This window comes from Caballeronia sp. INML3B (genome assembly GCF_023631305.1).
Classification (GTDB): Bacteria; Pseudomonadota; Gammaproteobacteria; order Burkholderiales; family Burkholderiaceae; genus Caballeronia; species Caballeronia turbans.
In genome coordinates, this window is the sequence record NZ_JALQDI010000058.1 from 19206 (window position 1) to 41556 (window position 22351).

18 protein-coding genes are annotated in these 22351 nt (G+C 63.9%); 12 read left to right on the plus strand and 6 right to left on the minus strand.

Features of this window, described 5'->3' with window-relative positions:
• Window positions 1-89 precede the first annotated feature (89 nt).
• Window positions 90-2600 carry a PAS domain S-box protein gene (locus NCS58_RS25620; protein ID WP_250477783.1) on the minus strand — a complete coding sequence of 837 codons (2511 nt, stop codon included), beginning with the start codon at window positions 2598-2600 and terminating at the stop codon, window positions 90-92.
• A 166-nt stretch (window positions 2601-2766) separates the two neighbouring features.
• A complete protein-coding gene (locus tag NCS58_RS25625; RefSeq protein ID WP_061116512.1) occupies window positions 2767-3645 on the minus strand; it encodes an SDR family oxidoreductase in 879 nt (292 codons plus the stop codon).
• 104 nt (window positions 3646-3749) lie between these two features.
• Here NCS58_RS25625 and NCS58_RS25630 point away from each other — a divergent pair, with 104 nt between their 5' ends.
• Window positions 3750-4601, plus strand: coding sequence for a LysR family transcriptional regulator (locus NCS58_RS25630; protein ID WP_061116220.1), 852 nt, complete (start codon window positions 3750-3752; stop codon window positions 4599-4601).
• 47 nt (window positions 4602-4648) lie between these two features.
• On the opposite strand, the gene NCS58_RS25635 is transcribed toward NCS58_RS25630, so the two are convergent.
• Window positions 4649-5989, minus strand: coding sequence for a PLP-dependent aminotransferase family protein (locus NCS58_RS25635; RefSeq protein WP_061116221.1), 1341 nt, complete (start codon window positions 5987-5989; stop codon window positions 4649-4651).
• A 99-nt stretch (window positions 5990-6088) separates the two neighbouring features.
• Here NCS58_RS25635 and NCS58_RS25640 point away from each other — a divergent pair, with 99 nt between their 5' ends.
• The 10 genes from NCS58_RS25640 to NCS58_RS25685 all read left to right on the plus strand — a co-directional run bounded on the left by NCS58_RS25640 (window position 6089) and on the right by NCS58_RS25685 (window position 16818).
• A complete protein-coding gene (locus NCS58_RS25640) occupies window positions 6089-6703 on the plus strand; it encodes a DJ-1/PfpI family protein (protein ID WP_061116222.1) in 615 nt (204 codons plus the stop codon).
• A gap of 196 nt (window positions 6704-6899) precedes the next feature.
• A complete protein-coding gene (locus tag NCS58_RS25645) occupies window positions 6900-7595 on the plus strand; it encodes a GntR family transcriptional regulator (protein ID WP_250477784.1) in 696 nt (231 codons plus the stop codon).
• Between the two features lie 40 nt (window positions 7596-7635).
• The gene (gene mtnK / locus NCS58_RS25650; protein WP_061116224.1) at window positions 7636-8901 is read left to right on the plus strand and encodes an S-methyl-5-thioribose kinase; all 1266 of its coding nucleotides are present in this window, start codon (window positions 7636-7638) and stop codon (window positions 8899-8901) included.
• Between the two features lie 11 nt (window positions 8902-8912).
• A complete protein-coding gene (gene mtnA, locus NCS58_RS25655) occupies window positions 8913-9992 on the plus strand; it encodes an S-methyl-5-thioribose-1-phosphate isomerase (protein ID WP_250477785.1) in 1080 nt (359 codons plus the stop codon).
• Window positions 9989-10660, plus strand: a complete 672-nt coding sequence (locus NCS58_RS25660) for an L-fuculose-phosphate aldolase (RefSeq protein WP_061116226.1) — start codon at window positions 9989-9991, stop codon at window positions 10658-10660. Before mtnA ends, NCS58_RS25660 begins: the two co-directional genes overlap by 4 nt.
• Window positions 10661-10731: 71 nt before the next feature.
• The gene (locus NCS58_RS25665; RefSeq protein WP_061116227.1) at window positions 10732-11847 is read left to right on the plus strand and encodes a sugar ABC transporter substrate-binding protein; all 1116 of its coding nucleotides are present in this window, start codon (window positions 10732-10734) and stop codon (window positions 11845-11847) included.
• Between the two features lie 57 nt (window positions 11848-11904).
• Window positions 11905-13440, plus strand: coding sequence for a sugar ABC transporter ATP-binding protein (locus NCS58_RS25670; protein WP_061116228.1), 1536 nt, complete (start codon window positions 11905-11907; stop codon window positions 13438-13440).
• Window positions 13437-14438 carry an ABC transporter permease gene (locus tag NCS58_RS25675; RefSeq protein WP_061116229.1) on the plus strand — a complete coding sequence of 334 codons (1002 nt, stop codon included), beginning with the start codon at window positions 13437-13439 and terminating at the stop codon, window positions 14436-14438. Before NCS58_RS25670 ends, NCS58_RS25675 begins: the two co-directional genes overlap by 4 nt.
• 731 nt (window positions 14439-15169) lie before the next feature.
• Window positions 15170-16180 carry a dihydroxyacetone kinase subunit DhaK gene (locus tag NCS58_RS25680; RefSeq protein WP_061116230.1) on the plus strand — a complete coding sequence of 337 codons (1011 nt, stop codon included), beginning with the start codon at window positions 15170-15172 and terminating at the stop codon, window positions 16178-16180.
• A gap of 11 nt (window positions 16181-16191) precedes the next feature.
• Entirely contained in the window at window positions 16192-16818 is a 627-nt protein-coding gene (locus NCS58_RS25685; protein ID WP_061116231.1) for a DAK2 domain-containing protein, read from the plus strand.
• Between the two features lie 12 nt (window positions 16819-16830).
• On the opposite strand, the gene proP is transcribed toward NCS58_RS25685, so the two are convergent.
• Window positions 16831-18303: a glycine betaine/L-proline transporter ProP gene (gene proP, locus NCS58_RS25690; RefSeq protein ID WP_061116232.1), complete on the minus strand. Its 1473-nt coding sequence runs from the start codon at window positions 18301-18303 to the stop codon at window positions 16831-16833.
• Between the two features lie 352 nt (window positions 18304-18655).
• Here proP and NCS58_RS25695 point away from each other — a divergent pair, with 352 nt between their 5' ends.
• Window positions 18656-19003: a hypothetical protein gene (locus tag NCS58_RS25695; RefSeq protein ID WP_250477786.1), complete on the plus strand. Its 348-nt coding sequence runs from the start codon at window positions 18656-18658 to the stop codon at window positions 19001-19003.
• A 14-nt stretch (window positions 19004-19017) separates the two neighbouring features.
• Here NCS58_RS25695 and NCS58_RS25700 read toward each other — a convergent pair whose 3' ends face one another.
• Both NCS58_RS25700 and NCS58_RS25705 read right to left on the minus strand, forming a co-directional pair.
• Complete coding sequence (locus NCS58_RS25700) at window positions 19018-20625, minus strand: ABC transporter substrate-binding protein (protein ID WP_086960704.1); 1608 nt, start codon at window positions 20623-20625, stop codon at window positions 19018-19020.
• Between the two features lie 85 nt (window positions 20626-20710).
• Window positions 20711-22348, minus strand: coding sequence for an AMP-binding protein (locus NCS58_RS25705; protein WP_061116235.1), 1638 nt, complete (start codon window positions 22346-22348; stop codon window positions 20711-20713).
• Window positions 22349-22351 lie beyond the last annotated feature (3 nt).

The following is a 22351-nucleotide window of genomic DNA, read 5'->3' on the forward strand; positions in this document are numbered from 1 at the left end:
CGGCGCGTTCTGGCCGGTGCGGAAAGTGCCGTATCGCCTCGCGAAAACGCCCGCGCGCGTGCGTGCCGTTCCCGGCGCGCCGGAAATCGTCAGACGCGCGCCGCCAGCGCCAGCACGCGCTCCAGTTCCGGAAGATCGACCGGCTTGACGAGGTGCGCATCGAAACCGGCGGCGCGCGTGCGCGCCATGTCTTCGTCCGAGCCGAGGCCCGTCATCGCGGCGACGATCGCGCGTGTGCCGCCGGGCTTGTCGCCGTCCTGACGCATGCGGCGGATCACGTCGAAGCCCGTCATGCCGGGCATCGACAGATCGAGCAGCACGACCTGCGGCCGAAGCGCTTCGAACAAATCGAGCGCGCCCGGACCGTCGTAGGCGGCGCGCGCGTTGTGGCCGAGCAGCTCGACGAGCAGCGTCATGCTGTCGGCGGAATCGCGGTTGTCATCGACGACGAGCACGTCGAGCTGACGGCTCGTCACGGCGAGCGGCGTCCCGCCTGCCGGTGCGCCGCTCGCCGGCGCCTCGGCGAGCGGCAGCCAGAGCGAGAACGCGCTGCCTCGTCCCGCGCCGCCGCTCTTCGCCTCGACATGCCCGCCGTGCAGTTCCGCTATCGCGCGCACGAGCGTCAGGCCGATGCCGAGACCGCCTTCGTCCGGATGCGCGCCCGGCGGATGCTCCTGCACGAAAAGATCGAACACGGTGCCGAGCGCCTCGGAAGAAATGCCGCGGCCCTCGTCGGTCACGCGCACCAGCACCGAGCCGCCGCGCGGGCCGACTTCGAGCGTGATCGTCGAGCCGGGCGGGCTGAACTTCGACGCATTGTTGAGCAGATTGTTGAGCGCCTGCACGAGCCGCGTCGCATCGCCGTTCACGAAAAGGGGCTGACCGCTGTCCTTCACGTCGATGCGTTGCCCGCGCTCGTCGCACAGCGGCTGGCTGGCCTCGACACTCAGATGCACGACATCGGCGATATCGACGGTCGCCGTCGTCAGGCGGATCTTGCCCGAGCTGACGCGCCCGGCTTCGAGCAGATCGTCGACGAGCCGAGTCAGATGCGCGAGCTGACGATCGACGATCTGGCGGCTGCGGACCACCTCGGCATCGTCGGACGCCTTGAGCTTGAGGATGCTCACCGCGTTGCGGATCGGCGCGAGCGGATTGCGCAGCTCGTGACCGAGCAACGCGAGAAACTCGTTCATGCGCCGGCTCGATGCTTCCAGTTCCTCGAGACGCCGCCGCGCGGTCATGTCGCGCGTGATCTTGACGAAGCTCTGCTCGCCGTCGCTGTTGCCGGGCAGCGCGCTCAGCATGACGTGCGCCCAGAACTCGGAGCCGTCCTTGCGCACGTGCCAGTCTTCGTGCTCGATGCGGCCGCGCTTCGCGGCGAGCGCGAGGTCGTCGCCGGGACGGTCGCGCCCGTGTTCGTCGGATGTGTAGAAGAGCGCGAAATGCCGGCCGATCGCTTCGGCCGCCGAGAAGCCGTAGATCGCACGCGCGCCGTCGTTCCACGAGCGCACATGGCCGTTCTGGTCGAGCATGCAGATCGCATAGTCGCTCACCGAGTCGATGAGCAGGCGCAGACGTTCGTTCGCCTCGGTCGCGACGTGCCGGTCGGTGATGTCGTGCACGAAGCACGCGAACTGGCGCTGGCCTTCGTACCAGACTTCGCTGATCGTCAGCTCGGCGGCGAACTCGCTGCCGTCGCGGCGCAGCGCGGGCAGCTCGAAGCGCCGGTTGATCATGCGCGCCTCGCCCGTCGCGAGATAGCGCGTGAGTCCGGCGCGATGCGCGTCGCGAAAGCGCTCGGGCACGATGTGCGAGGCAAGCTCGCGGCCCGTCACTTCCTGCTGCTTCCAGCCGAAGAGGAGCGTAGCGGCCTCGTTCCAGTCGACGACCATGCCGGCCTCGTCCATCGACACGAACGCGACATGCGCGTTGTCGAGCACGGTCTGGCGTCGGCGCATGGCGTCGGCGAGCTTCTTTTCGAATTCGATGCGCAGCGACGACTCGACTGAAAGATCCGCGGTCACGCTGGCGTTTTCCTTCACGAGCTTGCGGTTTTCCTGCGCGATTTCCTCGCGCGCGATGGTCTCCGCGATGCACGCGCAAAACGCGTCGAGAATGCTGATATCGGGTGGCCCGAAATGATCGGCCTCGCCGGAGATGAGCTTCAGCACCGCAACCGAGCGGCCTTCGTAGACGACGGGCGCGACCACCATCGACACGGCGCCGACCGCCTCGCATGCGGCGCGATCGACCCGATGGTCCGTCGCCGAATCGCGGCAGATGAGCGCCTGCTGGCGCGTGATGCACAGGCCCGACAGGCTGCCGGCAGTAGGCAGCCGCACGCCGATGTGCGCCGCCGCCGCGCCGCTCACCGCGCGATAGATGAGCGAGTCGCCTTCGATCCATTCCACCACGGCGGACGCGACGCCCGCGACTTCTCTCAGCGTGTCGGTGACTTTTTGCAGATAAGCGGACAAGGGAAGCCGCGAATGGGCGAGGCTCGCGAACGTGGCGAACCATCGCTGGAAATGCGCCAGTTGCTCATGTTTCGCCTTGATATTGCTTTCCGGGCTCGACGCCTCGTATTGAGTCCGCATGGGCCATGTCCAATCGATGGATCGCGATCGTGAATCGCGGAGGCATCGTAGTTTGCAAGACGGATAATTTCGTCAATTGGAACATAAATATCGGGCAAACGTTTGCGGTGAATTCTGCGTCGCGGGCCGGGCGTCTTTCTGCCGAGCCCGGCGTTTTCACTTCGCTTTATTGCGTGGCCCATTCGCGTGCGGCTTCGGCGGCGAAATCGCGATAGTCACGCGGCGGACGGCCGAGCAGCGAAGTAAGGCGCCCGACTTCCTGTGCCGAGGCCACCGCGCCATCCTGTTGATAGCGCTGCATCATGAGACGCATGTCGTAGGCGAGCCAATCCGGGCCCGCGCCTTTCATGCGGGTTTCGAGCGCGTCCAGATCGTCGCCGCCGTAGCGGATCTCGCGTTGCAGCGCATCGCGCCAGATCGCTGTGATGCTGTCGCCCGTCAGCGCATCGGGGCCGACGAGTTCATAGGCTTCGCGCGGCAAGGGCGCGTCGCTGCGTTCGCGGCGCAACAGTTCGCGCGCGGCGGCATCGCCGATATCGCGGACATCCACCATCGAAATGCCTTTGGCGCCGATCGGCATGCCATATACGCCGTGATGCAGCAGTGCATCCTTCAGGCGGATGTCGTTCTGCATGAAGTAGGCTGGGCGCAGGATCGTCGCGGGGAGATCGCAGTGTTCGATCATGCGCTCGACCGTGTGCTTGCTGGTGAAATGGGGCACGTCCGTGTAGGCATCGCCCTTGAACACCGACAGATACACGATGCCCTTCACGCCCGCCTCGCGCGCGATGCTCATTGCCTGCAGGGCCTGCGTCAGTTCGTCCGGGGCGTTCGGCGCGAGAAGAAAGAGCGTGTCGATGTCTTTCATCGTCTCGCGCAGCGCGCCGATTTCAGTCAGGTCGCCCTTCACCGCCGTCACGCCCGCCGGAAAACTCGCGCGCTCCGGCGAGCGCGTCAGCGCGCGCACGTTCGCGCCACCGTCCTTCAGATGGTCGAGAACCTGTGTGCCGATCACGCCGGTGCTGCCCGTCACGAGAATAGTCATGTCGATCTCCTTGGATCCGTTGAACACAGCGCCTACGATAATTGTTCCGGTTTCGAGCCGATAGACCCTGCTTCGGGACAGCTCGTCTCAACGATGGAACGATCATGGACCTGACCGCACTCGCCGATTTCAACACCGTCGCGTTACACGGTGGCTTCGGACCCGCCGCACGTCGCACGGGCCGCCCGAAAGCCACGCTCTCGCGGCGCGTCGCGGACCTGGAGCACAGTCTCGGTGTGCGGCTCATCGAGCGCGGCGCGCGCACGCTGCGGCTGACCGAGGAAGGCCGTGTCCTGCACGAACGCACGCGCGGCCTGCTCGCCGAAATCGACGACGCGGGCGCAACGATTCGCTCGCGCGCGCCCGTGCCGAGCGGACGCCTGCGCGTGAGCGCGCCGATCGTGTTTGCGCATGTCGTGCTGCCGCGCCTCGCGTCGCGTTTTGCGTCGGCGTATCCGCAGGTCGAGCTGGAGATCGTCGCGGAGGATCGTGTCGCGGACCCCGTGCAGGACGGATACGACCTCGTCATCCGCATCGATCCCGACGCCGACGAATTGCTCGTGGGACGCCGCATTGCGATCGACCGGCGCGTGCTGGTCGCGGCGCGCGGCTTCACGATCGACGAAGGCGCATCTTCCTTGCCTGCCGTCGTGCTCGCGCGCGCGGGCGGCACGGCCTGGCGAATTCAAGGCGGCGACGGCCGCGAGCGCACGATCACGCCCGAGCCGGTTTTGCGCCTGTCGTCGTTGCTGATGGCGCGCGAGGCCGTGCTCGAAGGCGCGGGCGTGGCGTTATTGCCGGGCTTGCTGGTCGAACCCGAGATTGCCGCTGGACGGCTCGCGAGGCTCGGACTCGATGCGGGACCGGCCGTCGAAATCTGGGCGCTCTATAGTTCGCGGCGATTGCTGAGCGCGAAAGTGCGCGCCTTTCTCGATATGCTGCAAAGCGCGGCGTGACTACGCCGGAAAAAACAACCGTGGTGCTAGGTTATTCGGATCGCGGGCTAAATATCGACCTGCGATTCGACGATCTCCCGGACCCTTCCCAACGCTTCCCTCAACGTCCCCGCATCCACCGATCCCAGCGCGAGCCGCAACGCATGCGGCACCTGCGCCGCGGTGCAAAACGGCCCGGCCAGCGACACCGAGATCCGCTCTTTAATCAGCGCCGCCGCGACACCGTCCGCGCGCACGTCCCCAGGCATCGGCAGCCATACGAAATACGAAGCAGGATGCGCGACCCGCTTCAATCGTCCCAAGGCGCTCGACGCGATCGCCTGACGCATCGAAGCATCCGCGCGCTTGTCCGCTTCGAGCCTGTCCACCGTGCCGTCCTCGAGCCAGCCGCACGCGATGGCCGTCATCACCCCGGGCGTATTCCAGGTCGTCACTCTGATCGCGCGTTCGATCTTCGGCACCCATTCGGGCGGTGCGACGACGTAGCCGACACGCAAGCCCGTCGCCACGTTCTTCGAAAATCCCGACACGTACACCGTGAGTTCGGGCGCGAGCGCGGCGAGCGGCGGCGGGGCATCGCTGGCGAGAAAGGCGTAAGCCGCATCTTCGATGATGACGAAGCCATGCTTGCGCGCAATCGATACGAGTTGCCTGCGCCGCGTCGCCGTCATCACCCAGCCGAGCGGATTGTGCAGCGTCGGCATCGTGTAGATGGCGCGCACGCGTCGCCGCTTGCATAGCGCATCGAGCGCGTCCGGATCGGGGCCCGCGCCCGACGCCGGCAGCGGGGCGAGTTCGAGCCGATGCGCTTCGGCCAGCAACTTGAATCCGGGATAGGTCAGCGTGTCGACGGCGACCACGTCGCCGGGTTTCAGCATCGCCATCACGGTCGTGGCGAGGCCGTGCTGCGCACCATCGACGAGCATCACGCGATCCGCGCTCGCATCCAGGCCGCCGCGCAGGAGATGACGCGAGACCGCCGCCCGGTCGCGCGCGCGTCCGCCATGCGGCTGATAGCGCAGCAACGCTTCCAGATCGCCCGCCGATGACAACTGCCGCAACGCATTGCGCAGCAACTCCGCCTGACTCGCCAGCGCGGGATAGTTGAAGTTGAGATCGACCATGTCCGCGGCGATGGCCACCTGATCGATGCCGAGTTCACGCGCGAGCGTCGTTTCCTTCACGAAGGTGCCGCGTCCCGTTTCGCCGCTCACGAGACCCATCGCGTTCAACTCTGCATAGACGCGCGTCGCGGTCACGATGCCGAGTCCTTCGCGCGCGGCGAGTTCACGATGCGTCGGCAGACGTGTGCCGGCCTTGAGGCGACCGGAACGAATGTCCTCAACGAATCTGTCGACGATTTGCTTGTAGCGCGGCGGTTTCGGCATGAGCGGCCTAAGCGGATGTATTCATGACAATTTTTTGATTGTATTCATTTTCGACCGTAGCATGCGCACATGCCACACATGCGCTGAAAGGAGCACATCATGCACATTGCCATTCTCACTTTCGAGGGCTTCAACGAACTGGATTCGCTGATCGCGCTCGGCATTCTCAATCGCGTGAAAAAGCCGGACTGGACCGTGTCGATTGCGTGTCCATCCGAAGAAGTGCGTTCGATGAACGGCGTCGTGCTGAAGGCGCAAGCCACGCTCGAAGAAGCCGCGAATGCCGACGCCGTGATCGTCGGCAGCGGCAGGCTGACTCGCCAGGTCGTCGCCGATGCGTCGCTGATGGCGCGCATCAAACTCGATCCCGCACGCCAGTTGCTGGCCGCGCAATGCTCGGGCACGCTCATTCTCGCGAAGCTCGGCCTGCTTCAGGACGTTCCCGCCTGCACGGATGTGACGACGAAGCCGTGGGTCGAGGAAGCGGGCGTGCGCACGCTCGATCAACCGTTCGTCGCGAACGGCAACGTCGCCACGGCCGGCGGATGCCTCGCATCGCAATATCTCGCGGCCTGGATGATCGCTCGGCTCGAAGGCATCGAAGCGGCACGCAGCGCGATGCATTACGTCGCGCCCGTCGGCGAGAAGGAAGCCTACGTCGAGCGCGCGATGAAAAACATCACGCCGTTCATCCGCATTGCCACGCCGGCGTAGCGCGAAAATTCGTGCACTGCGATGCCCGTCGCGCTGCGCGTGACGGGCTTGTTCGTGCTGCACCTGCGTCATGAAAATCGTGCGTTTAAGGCATTAAGCGCTTCGGGAAAGTCCTTAGAGAAACATCAGACGTCTGATGTATATTTCATGGACTGTCATCCGAGAGACCTTCATGCGCCTGAGCGTCGAGCGATCGATGAGCGACAAGATCCAGGAGTCGCTCCTCACCATGATCCGCGAGCGCAAGCTCAAGCCCGGCGATCAGATTCCCACTGAGATAGAGCTTTGCGAGCTGCTCGGCGTCGGCCGCTCCAGCCTGCGCGAAGCCGTGGCGCAGATGATCTCGCATGGCTTGTTGTCGCGTCAGCAAGGCAAGGGCACCTTCATCAGACAAATTTCGCTGAAGCTGCACGGCGGCCTCGATGATCTGATGTCGGTGACCGACATGATTCGCAGTGTGGGCGCGGTGCCATCGACGAGCCGCATCCAGATGGATACTGTCGCGGCTTCGGAGAGTCTCGCGGAAAAGCTCGCCATCAAGTACGGCGACCCGTGCGTGAGAATCGAGCGCGTGCGGCGCGCGGATGACGCGATCGCCGCGTATTGCATCGACACGATTCCGAAGCACGTGTTCGATGCCGCCGAGGGTGAGCTGGGCGAATCGCTCTTCGGTATGTTCGCGCGCACGGGGCGGCGGCTGTCGCATACGCATACGTCGATACAGCCGACCATTCTCACGCCGCGCGATCTGCCGGAACTGGGCGATGGCTTCGGCCTTTTTCTGCTGCTGGACGAAGTGGATTTCGATCAGAGCGGCGAGCCGCTTTGCTATAGCAACGACTACTACAACACGAGCATCTTCAAGTTCGATCTGGTGCGCAAGCGTCGCTGAGCAAGATGCACGCGCCCGGGCAACATCGGAGGAGACACCGATGGAGTTTGAAGCTTTCACCGCGCAGGAACTCGCCGCCTATCTCGGCGGCGTGCCCGACGTGCGCGCGCTGCTGGGCGACCCCGACGATCTCGAAGTCGTCGAAGTAGGGGACGGCAATCTGAACTACGTGTACTTCGTGACGAACGCGAAAGCGCCGGGGCGCAGCGTCGTCGTCAAGCAGGCGCCGCCGTTTTTGCGGCTCGTCGGCAAGACGTGGCCGCTTTCGTGTCAGCGCATGGAGCACGAAGTCGCTGCGTTGCGGCGCTTCGGCGCGCTATGTCCGCGTCATGTGCCGAAGGTGTATCACGCGGACAGCAAGCGCTTTCTCGTGGTCATGCAACACCTCGCCTCGCATCGCATCCTGCGGCAAGGGCTGATGGATGGCGCGATGTATCCGCGTCTCGCGGATCATCTCTCGACCTATCTCGCGCACACGCTCTTCTACGGCTCCGATCTCTTTCTCGCGCCCGACATCAAGAAGCAGGCCGCGAGCGCCGCGGTCAATGCGGAGTTGTGCAAGATCACCGAAGATCTCGTGTTCACGTTTCCGTTCGAAGATCATCCGTCGAACGTCTATAGTCCCGCGCTGCCCAAAGCTGCGATCGAAAGGCTGAGAACGCATGCGCCATTGCGCATCGCGGCGGCCGACATGAAGTGGGCGTTCATGAATCACGCCGAGACCTTGCTGCACGGCGACCTGCATACCGGTTCGATCATGGTCAACGAAGAAGACACCTTCGTGATCGATCCCGAGTTCGCGTTCTATGGACCGATGGGCTTCGATGTCGGCGCGGTGATCGCGAATCTGTTGCTCGCGTATTTCTCGCGCGACTGGCATGGGCGCATCGACGGGCGCGATCCCGTCGCGTATCAGGAGTGGCTGCTCGAACAGATGATGCGCATCTGGAGCGGTTTCAGCGCGCAATTCGTCGAACTGTGGCGCGATCACGAAAGCCGCAGCAAGCGGCGTTTCATCGGCGGGGACGCGGAGAGCCGCGCGCTCACGGCGTACCGCACGCACTTCATGCGGCGGCTGCTGGCCGATACGCTCGGCTTCGCGGGCTGCAAGATGATTCGCCGCATCGTCGGCATGGCGAAGGTCGCGGAAGTCACGCGCATTCCGGATGCGCAAGCGCGGGCGAATATCGAAGTGCGCTGCCTGCGTTGCGCGGAAGCGTTACTCGTCGAGCGCGCCACGCTCGGCGATATCGAACAAGTGGCGGCGCTCGCGCGCGACATTCAGCGCGATACCGCGACGATGTGACAGGAGATCTCATGGCTTCGCAGCCCTTGTTCACCACGCTTCCACCCACGATCGAATGGCGCGACGGCGATCTGCTGCTGCTCGATCAGACGCGTTTGCCGCATGAGATCGTGGTGGAGAACATCGCCGATGTGAAAGCGGTGTGGCGCGCCATTCGCGAGTTGCGTGTGCGCGGCGCGCCGGCGATCGGCGTTGCGGCCGCTTATGGGCTTTGCATCGCGATGCGCGGATCGACCGCGCTGCCCGTCGCGCAGTTCAGAACGGAGCTGGAACGTCATGCGAACTGGCTCGAAACGGCGCGGCCCACGGCGGTCAATCTGAGCTGGGCCGTGCGGCGCATGCTGCGTCATGCACGCGATGTCGATGCGAGCGATGCCGCGACGCTCTACGAAGCGCTCGTCGCGGAAGCCAAGCGCATACACGAAGAAGATCAGGCGTTGTGCGAAGGCATCGGCGAGCATGGCATGCCGCTTATCCGCGAAGGATGCGGCGTGCTCACACACTGCAATGCGGGCGCGCTCGCGACGAGCGGCATCGGCACCGCCACCGCGCCGATCTACGCGGCGCATCGCGCGGGCATCGCGTTCAAGGTCTATGCCGATGAAACGCGTCCGCTTCTGCAGGGCGCGCGTCTCACGGCGTTCGAATTGCAGCAGGCGGGCGTCGATGTCACGCTCATCATGGACAGCGCCGCCGCGTCGGTCATGTCGCAAGGACTCGTCGATGTCGTCATCGTCGGGACGGACCGTGTCGCCGCGAACGGCGACTTCGCCAACAAGATCGGCACATTGGGGCTCGCCATCGCCGCGCAGTATTACGGCATTCCGTTCTATGTCGCCTGTCCTTCATCGACGCTCGATCTGCGCACGCCGAGCGGATCAGGCATCGAAATCGAGGAGCGCGATGCCGAGGAGGTCACGCACCTCGCCGGACGACGCATCGCGCCCGATGCGATGAAAGCGCGCAACCCCGCGTTCGATGTCACACCGCATGCGCTCGTCAGCGGCTTCGTCACGGAGCGCGGCATCGTGCGTGCGCCGTTCGAGCGCTCGCTGAAAACGCTGTTCGCCGCAGAGGGGAACGCCGCATGAGCGCGGCCGATGAAAGCGCGCTGCGCCGCGCGATCGTCGGGACGGCGCTCGAGATGGAGCGGCTCGGCATCAATCAGGGCACGTCCGGCAATGTGAGCGCGCGATATCGCGCGGGCTTGCTGATCACGCCGAGCGGCGTGAGCGCGCGCGAACTCGACGAGAAGGACATCGTGTGGCTGCCGCTCGATATCGCCGACGATGCCGAGCTTCTGCGCATTGAACGGCCCTCGTCGGAATGGCGCATTCATCGCGACATCCTGCGTGCGCGTGACGATATCGACGCAGTCGTGCATACGCATTCGATCGCGGCCACCGCGCTCGCCATTCATGGGCGCGATATTCCCGCGCTGCATTACATGGTCGCGGCAGCGGGCGGCAAATCGATACGCTGCGCGCCTTACGCCGTCTTCGGCAGCCAGCAGTTGTCCGACCATGTGCTCGCCGCGCTCGCCGATCGCCGCGCGTGCCTGCTCGCGCATCATGGCGTGATCGCGCTCGGTGCGGACCTCGCGCGCGCCGTGTGGCTCGCGCATGAAGTGGAGGTGCTGTCGAAGCAATATCTGCTGGCGTTGCAGATCGGCCCGCCGCCCCTGCTTTCCGACGAACAGATGGATGAAGTGCTGGAGAAGTTCAAGACTTACGGCAGGCGCAACACGGAGGATCGCTGAAACGCGTGACGGGAAGCGAAGCCTCATCGCAACGAAACTCGCATTGAACAACTCGTACAACGGAGACAGCCATGGCATGGAGTTCGGCAAGATTCGACAGTTGGGGAACGTTCGGAAAGTCCGGCGGCGCCGTATTGTTGTGCGCGGCGGCCGCGTTGAGCGGATGCTCGAAGAGCGACAACACGTCATCGACGAGCAGCACGAGTTCGGCGGCGAGCGCGAGCGCGCCCGCCAGCGCCCCGGCGAGCGCGCCGGCCGCAACCGCCGCCGGCGGCAAGCCCAAGATCGGCTTCTCGATCGCGACATTGAACAACGCGTTCTTCGTCGGACTGAAGGCGGGCGTCGAGCGCGGCGCGAAGGATCAGGGCTTCGATCTCGTGCAGACCAATGCGAACGGCGACGCGCAACAGCAGGTCAACGATGCGATCAATCTGCTGAGCCAGGGCGTGACCGCGCTCGTGCTCAACCCGATCGATTCGAAGGCGATCATTCCCGCGGTCGAAAAAGCCAACTCGATGAACATCCCGGTCTTCACGCTGGATCGCGGCTCGGATGGCGGCAAGGTCACGTCGTTCGTTGCGTCGGATAACGTCGCGCTCGGGCAGACGGGGGCGAAGTGGATCGCCGAGCAGTTGAAGAAGCGCTACGGCGAAGAGAAGGGCAACGTCGTCGATCTGATCGGTCTCGTCGGCACCACCGCCGCAACGGATCGCGAGAAGGGCTTCAGCGAGGAGATCGCGAAGTACCCGAACATCAAGGTGGTTGCGCGTCAGGAAGGTGCCTTCGATCAGGAGAAGTCGCTCAACGCGATGACCAGCATCCTCCAGAAATACCCGCAGATCGATGCAGTCTTCGGCGCGAACGACGACAACACCGTGGGCGCGGAGAAGGCCATCGACAACGCGGGCCGCTACAAGCCGCTCGGCGACAAGGCGCATATTCTCGTGATCGGCGCCGACGGCACCGCGCAGGCGCTCTCCGCGATCCGCGCGGGCAAGCAGGACGCGACGATCTCGCAGAACCCGATCCAGATGGCGGCGAAGTCGCTGCAGTTCATCGCCGACTACAACGCGAAGAAGGACGTGCCCGCGAACTATGCGTGGCCGACGATGCTCATCGACAAGTCGAACATCGACTCGGATGAAGTAAAGAAGTACGGCCTCTGGTCCGAGGAAGTGAAGCAGTAAGGGCAACCGGGGGCCGCGTGTTTCAGCGACGCGCGGCCCGCACACGGAACGCACGACATGAGAGTCGAAACCCGGGCGCGAGCGAGCGCCGCTTCGAATGCAGCGATGCCCTTGTTGCGCATGCAGGGCATCGTCAAGAGCTTTCCCGGCGTGAAAGCGCTGCGCGGCGTGAGCCTCGATCTGCACGCGGGACATGTGCTCGCGATCGTCGGCGAGAACGGCGCGGGCAAGTCGTCGCTCGTGAAAGTGCTGTCGGGCGCGTATGAACCCGACGAAGGCACGATCGACATCGACGGCATGCCGCTCGCGCGCGGCACCCATGCGGCGATCGATGCGGGCGTGGCCGTCATCTATCAGGAGCTTTCGCTCATCAACGACATGACGGTCGCGGAGAATCTCTTTCTCGGCCGCATGCCTTCGCGCAACGGCTTCGTGAGGATGCGCGAGGCCAACACGATGGCGCGCGAGGCGTTGGCGCGCGTCGGCCTGGACAACGTGCCGCCGTGGATGCGGCTCGGCGATCTGCCCTTGAACAAGCGGCAACTCGTCGAGGTCGCGAAGGCGATCGCGCGCGATGCGCGCATCCTCGTAATGGACGAACCGACCGCCGCGCTGCAAAGCCATGACATCGCCAACCTGTATGCGGTGGTGCGGCGGCTGCGCGCGGAAGGCATGGGCATCATCTTCATCTCGCATCATCTCGAGGAAGTGTTCGAGCTTGCGGATTCCGCCGTCGTGATGCGCGATGGCGCAACGGTCGGCGCGCGTCCGATGTCCGAATGGACCGAAGCGGATCTCGTACAGGCGATGGTCGCGCGCAATCTCGAATCGTTCTATCCGTGGGAACCGCGCGAATATGGTCCTGTCGTGCTCGAAGTGCGCCATCTCGCGAGCGCGCCGCTTCTGCGCAATGCGAGCTTTTCCGTGCGCGCGGGTGAGATCGTCGGCATTGCGGGCATCGCGGGCGCGGGACGCACGGAATTGCTGAAGACGATCTTCGGCGCGTTGCCTGTGACGAATGGCGAGATTCTCGTGAAGGGCAGGAAGATCACCAATCATTCGCCGACGCAAGGCGTGCGTCACGGGCTCGTCTATACGTCGGAGGATCGCAAGCTCGAAGGGCTCGTGCTGGAAGCGAACATCGAAGAAAACGTCGCGTTGTCGAGCCTGAAGGCGCTCGCGAGCGGCGGCTTCGTGAGCCGCGCGAAGAAGCGCAAGCTCGCGCAGGATGCGAGCGCGCGCTTCGGCGTGCGTGCGTCGTCGGTGCTGCAGATCACGGGGACGCTGTCGGGCGGCAATCAGCAGAAGGTGATTCTCGGCCGCGCGACGGCGACGAGTCCCGTCGTCATCATGCTCGATGAACCGACGCGCGGCATCGACGTGGGCGCGAAGTCCGAAATCTACGCGCACATGGTGACGATGGCGCGCGCGGGCGCGGCCGTCGTCATGGTGAGTTCGGAGCTGCCGGAGTTGCTCGGCATGTCGGATCGCGTGCTGGTGATGTATCGCGGCAGCATCGTGACCGAGATCGCGCGCGACAAGGCGGATTCGGAAACGGTCATTCAGTGGGCAACGACAGGAGCAGGCGCATGACCTCCACGGCAGCCGAACGTTCGGACACGGAGGCGCTGTCGCGCCGCGTGATCCGTCAATTGAGGAGCGGCATCGGGCCTTTGTTCGCGGCGCTCGTCATCATCTGTATTGCGTTGTCGATCGCATCGCCGGAGTTTCTCACCACGAGCACGCTCACGAACATCATGGTGCAGGTGTCGGTGGTGGGCATCGCGGCGGTGGGCGGCACGTTCGTCATCATCACGTCGGGCATCGACTTGTCGGTCGGCTCGCTCGTCGCGTTGAGCGGCATGGTGGCGGCAACCGTGATGGCGGGGTCGAGCCCGGGCGCGGTCGGCCTGGGCGTTGCGGGGCTGTGCGTCGCGCTTGCGGTGGGCGCGTTCGCGGGCGCGCTGAACGGGCTCGCGATTTCGTGGCTCAGGCTCGTGCCTTTCATCGTCACCCTGGCGGCGATGGCGATGGCGCGCGGCCTCACGCTCGCCATTTCCGATGGCCGCACGAAGTTCGATTTTCCCAACGCGTTCACGATGTTCGGTGCGAAGACGGTCGCGGGCTTGCCGATGCCGATGATCGTGATGCTGGTCGTGTTCGTCGCCGGGCATGTGTTGTTGCGCAAGACGACGTTCGGGCATCAGGTGTTTGCCGTCGGCGGCAATCAGGAAGCGGCGCGGCTTGCTGGGATTCCTGTGAGGCGTGTCGTGTTTTTTACTTACATGCTTGCGGGCGTGACCGCGGCGATTGCCGGGATCGTGCTTGCCGGGCGGCTGAATTCTGCTTTGCCTTCGGCGGCTAATGGGCTCGAGTTGCAGGTCATCGCGGCGATTGTGATTGGGGGGACCTCGCTTGCGGGCGGGCGCGGTTCTATCGTCGGGACGTTCATTGGGGTGGTGCTGATCGGCGTCATCAACGTGGGCCTCTCGTTGCTCGGCGTGAATCCGTTCTGGACTCAGTTCATTCAAGGCGGCGTTATTTTTGCTGCTGTGTTGCTTGATGCGCTTAGTCAGCGGAGGAAGGTTTGATGTTTTTTTTTGCTTCGCTGGATCCCGTTTTCTTGTTGGTTTATTAGCGTTGCCCCTATGCGGGGCGGCAGTCACTTTCTTTGCTGCTGCAAAGAAAGTAACCAAAGAAAGCAGCTCGAGACGCCCGCGGTCACACGCAGTTTGGCCATGCTTGCCAGCCGATCGTGGGCTCTGTAAAGAGTGCCCTCATAGGCCCCGCCGGGCTTGGATCGCGCACGGTCTGACAAGCTAGTGCTCTAAGGACACAGGTTCAGCACGAAATAGCTTCGGCACAGCGCTACGCGCTGCCGCTGGGTCTGCAAGGGACAACATCGGTCGGCACTTGCAGTGAGATGGAGGCGTTAGTAAAGAAAGTTCGGGCGGACCCGATTGACCCAACGGCCGCGAAGCGGGCTGGAGCCATTTGGTGCTGAACCGCTCCGCCATGCGACGCGAGGTGACAGACCGTGCGCGATCCAAGCCCGGTTAGTCCTTTGAGGGCGACACTTAGGCAGCCCACGATGGGCTGGCAAGCGTGGCCAAACTGCGTGTGACCGCGGGCGTGTGGAGCTGCTTTCTTTGGTTACTTTCTTTGCAGCAGCAAAGAAAGTGACTGCCGCCCCGCACAGGGGCAGTGCTAATAGACCGACAAGAAAACAGGATTCCACGCAAACGCAAACGCAAACGCAAACGCAAGCGCAAGCGCAAGCGCAAGCGCAAACGAACCAACGAGACAAAGGAGCCACAAAACCATGAAAAAGATCATCAACCAGCCCGAAAATTTCGTCGATGAAATCATCGAATCACTACTACTTGCCCATCCGAAATGGATCAAACCGGCGACTGAAGACCACCGCGCGCTGGTCCGAGCCGACGCTCCAAAACCAGGCCGCGTAGGCATCATCACCGGCGGTGGCTCGGGCCACATGCCCGGCTTCCTCGGTTACGTCGGCGAGGGCCTGTGCGGCGGCGTAGCGGTCGGCAACGTATTCTCATCGCCATCATCGGAGCAGATCTTCGAAGCAACGAAAGCGGTCAACGGCGGCGCCGGCGTGCTCTATGTCTATGGCAACTACGGCGGCGACGTGCTCAACTTCGACCTCGCAGCGGACCTCGCGGACGCCGAAGGCATCGACATCAAAACGGTCGTGCTGACCGACGATGTCGCCTCCGCGCCGAAAGACCGCGCAGACGACCGCCGCGGCGTCGCGGGCATGGTGTTCGCCTTCAAATGCGCAGGCGCGGCGGCCGAACGCGGCGATTCGCTCGATGATGTCGCGCGCATCTGCGCCAAGGCCAACGCGAACTGCCGCACGATGGGCGTCGGCCTGTCCCCCACCATCCTGCCCGCCGCCGGCAAGCCCACATTCACGTTGCCCGAAGGCGAAATGGAGATCGGGATCGGCATACACGGCGAGCCGGGCACGCATCGCGGCAAGCTCGAATCCGCCGATGCCATCGCCGAGCGCATCACCCGGCAGATCGTCGATGATCTCGCCGCGCCGAAGGGTTCGCGCGTCGCGCTGCTCGTCAACGGCCTCGGCGCGACGCCGCTCGAAGAACTCTATCTGCTGTATCGACGTTGCGCGAAGCTCATCGCCGACGAAGGGCTCAAGATCGCGCGCTCGTATGTCGGCGAATACGTGACGAGCCTCGAAATGGCGGGCGCATCGATCACGGTGATGCTGCTCGACGACGAACTCGAAGCGCTGCTCGAAGCGCCCGCGCGTTCGCCGTTCTTCCGCGACGGCACCGAGTCCTGAAAGGAGCTGCGATGAGCGTAACGAGCAAGGAACTGCGGGACATCCTCACGCGCGCACTGAACGCGCTTCCCGCACATGCCGACGAACTGCGCGATCTCGATGCCGCGCTCGGCGATGGCGATCTCGGGATCACGGTGCAGTCGGGATCGGCGGCGGTCGTGAAGGCACTGGGCGCGCTGCCCGAAGAGGCGACACTGAACGAAGTCATGCTTGCCGCCGCCAAGGCGTTTTCGACGGCGAATCCATCGACGTTCGCCGCGCTCGTCGGCGGTGGCCTGCTCGCTGCCGCGAAGACGGTGAAGGACAAGGACGCGATCGGGCGCGACGAAGCGCTCGGAATCGGCCAGGCGGTGGCGGCGCGCATCATCGAGCGCGGCAAGAGTCAGGTCGGCGACAAGACCGTGCTCGATGCACTCGTGCCGAGTCTCGATGTGCTGGCCGCATCGCAAGGCAACGCGACGGACGCGCTCGACGCGATGATCGCGAAGGCCCGCGAGCAGGTCAGCGCGACCGCCACGATGCAATCGAAAAAGGGCCGCGCCGCGTGGGTGCAGGAGCGCAGCATCGGGCACGCGGACCCGGGCGCGACCGCTTACGTGAGGTTTCTCGAAGCGTTGAAGAACGCGCTTGCAGCATGAATGCGGCGACGTTCATGCGCGCTTCTTTTGCGGCACGACCTCGCGCTCGCGTTTGCCCGACCGAACGACCTTCAGCTTCTTGCGCGTGAGGGCGAGCGCTTCCGCTTTAGTCGCGACGCACGGCCCCGAGCCGAGCAACGGCTCGCGCGCCGTCTCGCGCAACGCGAGCACGGACACCGCGCCGATCACGGATGCCGCCATCAGGTAATACGCGGGCATCATCAGATTGCCCGTTGCATCGACGAGCCATGCCGTGACGAGCGGCGTCGTGCCGCCGAACAGGGACACGGACACATTGAAGCCGATGGCGAGCGCGCCAAAACGAATGCGCGTCGGAAAGAGCGCGGGCAGCGCTGAAGGCATCACGCCCGTGAATGTCGAAAGGAGCGCGCCGAGTATCAGCAGCCCGAGAAACACCGGCAGCAGCGCGCCCGCGCGCACGAGCACAAGCGCGGGAATCGAGAGCGCGAAGAGCCCGATACAGCCGAACAGCATCACCGGCTTGCGGCCGATCAGGTCGGAAAGGTGGCCCGCGAAGAGCGTCATCGGGATCATCAGCACCATCACGAGCAGCACGAGAAAGAGGCCATGCGTTTCGTCGAAATGCAGGGTGGCCGACAGAAAGCTCGGCAGGTACGACAGCGCCATATAGTCTGTGACATTGAAGATCAGCACGAGGCCGACGCATTGCATCATCGGCTTGAACTGCTGCGAGAGAAGCTCGGCGAACGTTTGCTTCGGACGCGACCGTTCATGCGCCTCGCGTGTCTCGGCTTCCTTCCTGAACGCCGGCGTTTCTTCCAGTTTCATGCGGATATAGAGGCCCACGAGACCGAGCGGTCCCGCGATCATGAAGGGCACGCGCCATCCCCACGAGAGCAGAGCGTCGTGCGGGAGCAGCGCGGTCAGCAGTGCGACCGTGCCCGCGCCGAGAATATAGCCCGCGAGCGTGCCGACTTCGAGAAAGCTGCCGTAAAAGCCGCGCCGCGCATCGGTCGAGAACTCGGCGATGAACGTGGCCGCGCCGCCGTACTCGCCGCCCGTCGAGAAGCCCTGCACGAGACGCGCGACGAGCAGCAGCACGGGCGCGAGAATGCCGATCGAGTGATAGCTCGGAATCAGGCCGATGCAGAACGTGCCGACGGCCATCATGATCATCGTCATGGCGAGCACGCGCTGGCGGCCGATCCTGTCGCCGAGCGGGCCGAACACCATGCCGCCGATAGGCCGCACGAGAAAGGCGGCAGCGAACGTGCCGAAGGTCGCGATCAACTGCGCGGACGGACTGCTCGACGGAAAAAATACTTTGCCCAGCACGACGGCGATATAGCTATAGACGCCGAAGTCGAACCATTCCATCGCATTGCCGAGCGCCATCGCGCCGACGGCACGTTTGAGAAGCGCGTGATCGACGACGGTGATATCGCCCAGCGTGAGATTCGGCGACGATTTGCTGCGGGCATTACGCTCGTGCGAGGGGCTCAATTGTCTCACTCCAGTTTTCAAGGCGAACGCGTGCGGCTGCGTGTGTTCGCGCAGAAAGGCCGCCGATGAGGCGCGCGGCCCTCGGCATGATGGTTCTAGAGTGTGCGGATAGCGACGCGCCCATGCCTTCGCTCACGCGTCTCTGAATCGGCAGAAAGCGACACACGCACGCTCGTGTTGTCGGATCGCATCGCACAGGCATCGCGCAAGCGTTGGCCGCGATCCCACACCCGCGCGCTTCGACGATGCTCGCGCGCCACGCCGAGCCCCTTTGTTCACAGGCCTCTCAGAGAATCAGAGCGATGCGTCTATCGTCATTGGCACAGGCCGTGCAATGAATGAGGCGGGCGCGATGCTTCGGCACCATGATTCGATTCCGGCAAACGTGTCGATCGTCGCGCCTCTTTTTATCGACACGTTCACGGGGATCGCCATGAAAGCGAAGACCATTGCCGTTCTTATCGTCGCGAGCGCGGCGTCATTAGCTGTTCCCGCCTTCGCGGACGATTCAAGCACGGTCGCACCGGCATCGCACGCGCCGTCTGCCGTTCATGCGATGAGCGCGAAGCACGACACGCAAAACATGCGCGACATGCCGGATGCGGGCACCGGCGCAGTCGGCGGCGGCGATGCCTACAAGACGCAGTCGGGCAAGCGCGAAGAGCGCGACAGCATCGATGCCTGGCTTCGCGGAGGCTGAAAAAACCGCCGCAATCAGTCGAGCGTGATCCCGTCGAAGCGATGCCCGCCGAGCGGGCTGATCAGATAGCCGTGCACGCGCTTCGATATCGGCTGAAAGATGTTGGCGTGCGCGAGCGGCGTGTACGGCACCTGATCCTTGAAGACCACCTGCGCTTCTTCATAGAGCTTCGTGCGCGCGTTCTGATCCGTGATGAGGCGCGCTTTTGCGAGCAGATCGTCGAACTGCCTGTTGCACCACTTCGCCATGTTGCTTCCGTGGACGGCGTCGCAGCCCAGCGTCGTGCCGAGCCAGTTGTCGGGATCGCCGTTGTCGCCGAGCCAGCCGTAGAGAATCGCGTCGTGCTCGCCGTTCGTTTTCGCGCGCTTGTTGTACTCGGCCCATTCGTACGTGACGATATTCGCCTTCACGCCGATCTTCGCCCAGTCCGATTGAATCAGTTGCGCCATCAGGCGCGCGTTCGGATTGTAGCCGCGCTGCACGGGCATCGCCCATAGCGTGATGGTGAAGCCGTTCGGAAAGCCCGCATCCTTCAGCAGTTCCTTCGCCTTCGCGGGATCGCGTGGCGCGTCCTTCAACGCCTTGTTATACGACCATTGCGAAGGCGGCATCGGGTTCGTCGCGATGGTCGCGGCGCCTTCGTAGACGGTCTTGATGATCGCCTGCTTGTCGATGGCCATGTCGAGCGCGCGTCGCACGTTCGCGTTATCGAGCGGCTTGTGCGTCGTGTTGTAGCCCACATAGGCGACATTGAAGCCGACACCGGACAGCACCGTGAGCTTCGGGTCCTGCTTCGATGCGGCGATATCGGCGGGGCGCGGGAACGACGTCACCTGGCATTCGCCGCTCGATAACTTTTGCTGGCGCACGGCGGCATCCGGCGTGATCGAGAAGACGAGCTTCTCGATGTGCACATCCTTCCGGTTCCAGTACGTCGGATTCGCGTCATACCGGATCGTCGCGTCTTTCTGATAGTCGCGAAATACGAACGCGCCCGTGCCCACAGGCTTCTGATTGAGGTCTTCGGGCTTGCCCTGCTTCAGCAATTGTGCGGCATATTCCGCCGAAACGATCGACGCGAACTCCATTGCGATGTTGCGCACGAACACGACGTCCGCGGTCTTGAGCGTGAAGCGCACGGTGTAATCGTCGAGCTTCTCGACGGACGCGATGTTCTTGTCGTAGCCGAGATCGGTCAGATACGGAAAGCTGACCGGATGCGCCTTCTGGAACGGATCGTTCGGATCGATCATGCGCTTGAACGTGAACACGACATCGTCCGCGTTGAAGTCGCGCGTGGGCTTGAAATACGGTGTCGACTGGAATTTCACGCCGTGCCGGAGATGAAACGTGAAGGTCTTCGCATCCGGCGATTCCTCCCACTGCTCCGCGAGACCGGGCACGAGATCGAGCGTGCCGCGCCTGAATTCGACGAGTTGGTCATAGACGGCGTGAGCGCCCGCATCGAAGTCCGTGCTGGTCGTGTACTGCGCGGAATCGAAGCCGGCGGGACTGCCTTCGGAGCAGAACACGAGCGTCTTGCTCGCGGCCGATGCAGTCTGCGCGGTGATTGCAAGCGCGGCGGAAAGAGAAACAACAAGGAAACGTCGTGAAAGAAGCATTTTTCTTGTTTGCTCGGAAGAGTGGGCGAGCCGCCTCACGGCGGGCATGACCCGTACTCTACCAAGCAAACGTCTTTCCTTCCCGCTACATCGAGCGCAGCGCGAAGCGCTTGAGCTTGCCCGTTTCGGTGCGCGGCAAGGCATCGAGGAAGGCCACGATGCGCGGATATTTGTAAGGCGCGACATTGCGCTTCACGAAGTCCTGCAATTCGGCGATGAGCGCATCATCGGCCGTGAAGCCGGGATTGAGCACGACGAATGCCTTCACCACTTGCCCGCGCGTTTGGTCGGGCACGCCGATCACGCCGCATTCCGCGACGGCCTCGTGCTGCATCAGCACGCTTTCCACTTCCGGCCCGGAAATGTTGTAGCCCGCCGATACGATCATGTCGTCGGCGCGCGCCTGATAGAACACGTAGCCGTCTTCATCGATCACGACGGAATCGCCCGGTAGATTCCAGCCGTCGCGCACGAACTTCGTCTGACGCTCGTCCGCGAGATAGCGGCAACCGGTTGGGCCGCGCACTGCGAGCTTGCCGATCGTGCCGGCCGGCACCGGCTGCATCGCATCGTCGACGGCCTGCACGGCATAGCCCGGCACCGCGCGTCCGATAGCGTGCTCGCGCACGTCCGCGCCCGCCGACGAAACGAAGATGTGGATCATCTCGGTCCCGCCGATGCCGTCGATCATCTCGATGCCGCTCGCTTCGCGCCATAGCACGCGTGTCGAATCGGGCAAGGCTTCGCCCGCGGACACGGTCTTCTTCAGGCTTCGTACGTCGAAGCCCGCGATGAGCGGCGCCATCTGCCGATAGAAGGTCGGCGCGGTGAACATGATCGTCGCGCGAAAACGTTCGACGGTTCGCAGCAGCGTTTCGGGCGTGAGCTTTTCGAGCAGTACCGTCGATGCGCCCACACGCAGCGGAAAGCAGAGCAGGCCGCCGAGACCGAACGTGAACGCGAGCGGCGGCGTGCCGCAGAACACATCATCGGATGCCGGCTTGAGGATGTGTCGCGGGAACAGATCGCACATGGCTAGCACGTCGCGATGAAAGTGCATGCAGCCTTTCGGCGCGCCCGTCGTGCCGCTCGTGAACGCGATGAGACACACGTCGTCGGCGGCGGTGTCGCACGCATCGAAATGATCGGGCTTCGTCGCCGCGAGCGATTCGAGCGAGCCGGGTGCGTCGTCATGGAACATGAGAACCTGCGCAAGCGCTTCGCAATGGAACGCGTCGCCCGGCGTCTCGCAGCGTTTCAGTTCTTCCGTCAGGCGCACATCGCATAGCGCCGCTGAAATGCGCGCCTTGTCGATGATCTGCTTGAGCTCCTTCGCGCGCAGGAGTGGCATGGTCGGCACGACGACGAGACCCGCCTTCAACGCCGCGAAGAACGCGACCGCCATCTGCAAGGTATTCGGCCCGCGCAGCAGAACGCGGTTGCCCGGACGCAAGCCCATCTCATCGACGAGCACATGCGCGCTGCGATTCACGAGCGCGCGCAACTCGCGATAACTCGTCGCACGAGGCTCGCCGTTCACATCGGACCAGATTGCGGGGCGATCGCCATGTCCGCGTTCGATTGCGCGATCGAGCAACTCGGTCGCGCAATTGATGCGCGCGGGATAGGCGACATCCGCGTTGTCGAGCATGAACACCGGCCATTGTTCCTGTGGCGGCAGATGATCGCGCGCGAATGTATCGACGTGTGCTGACCGTTCCATCGT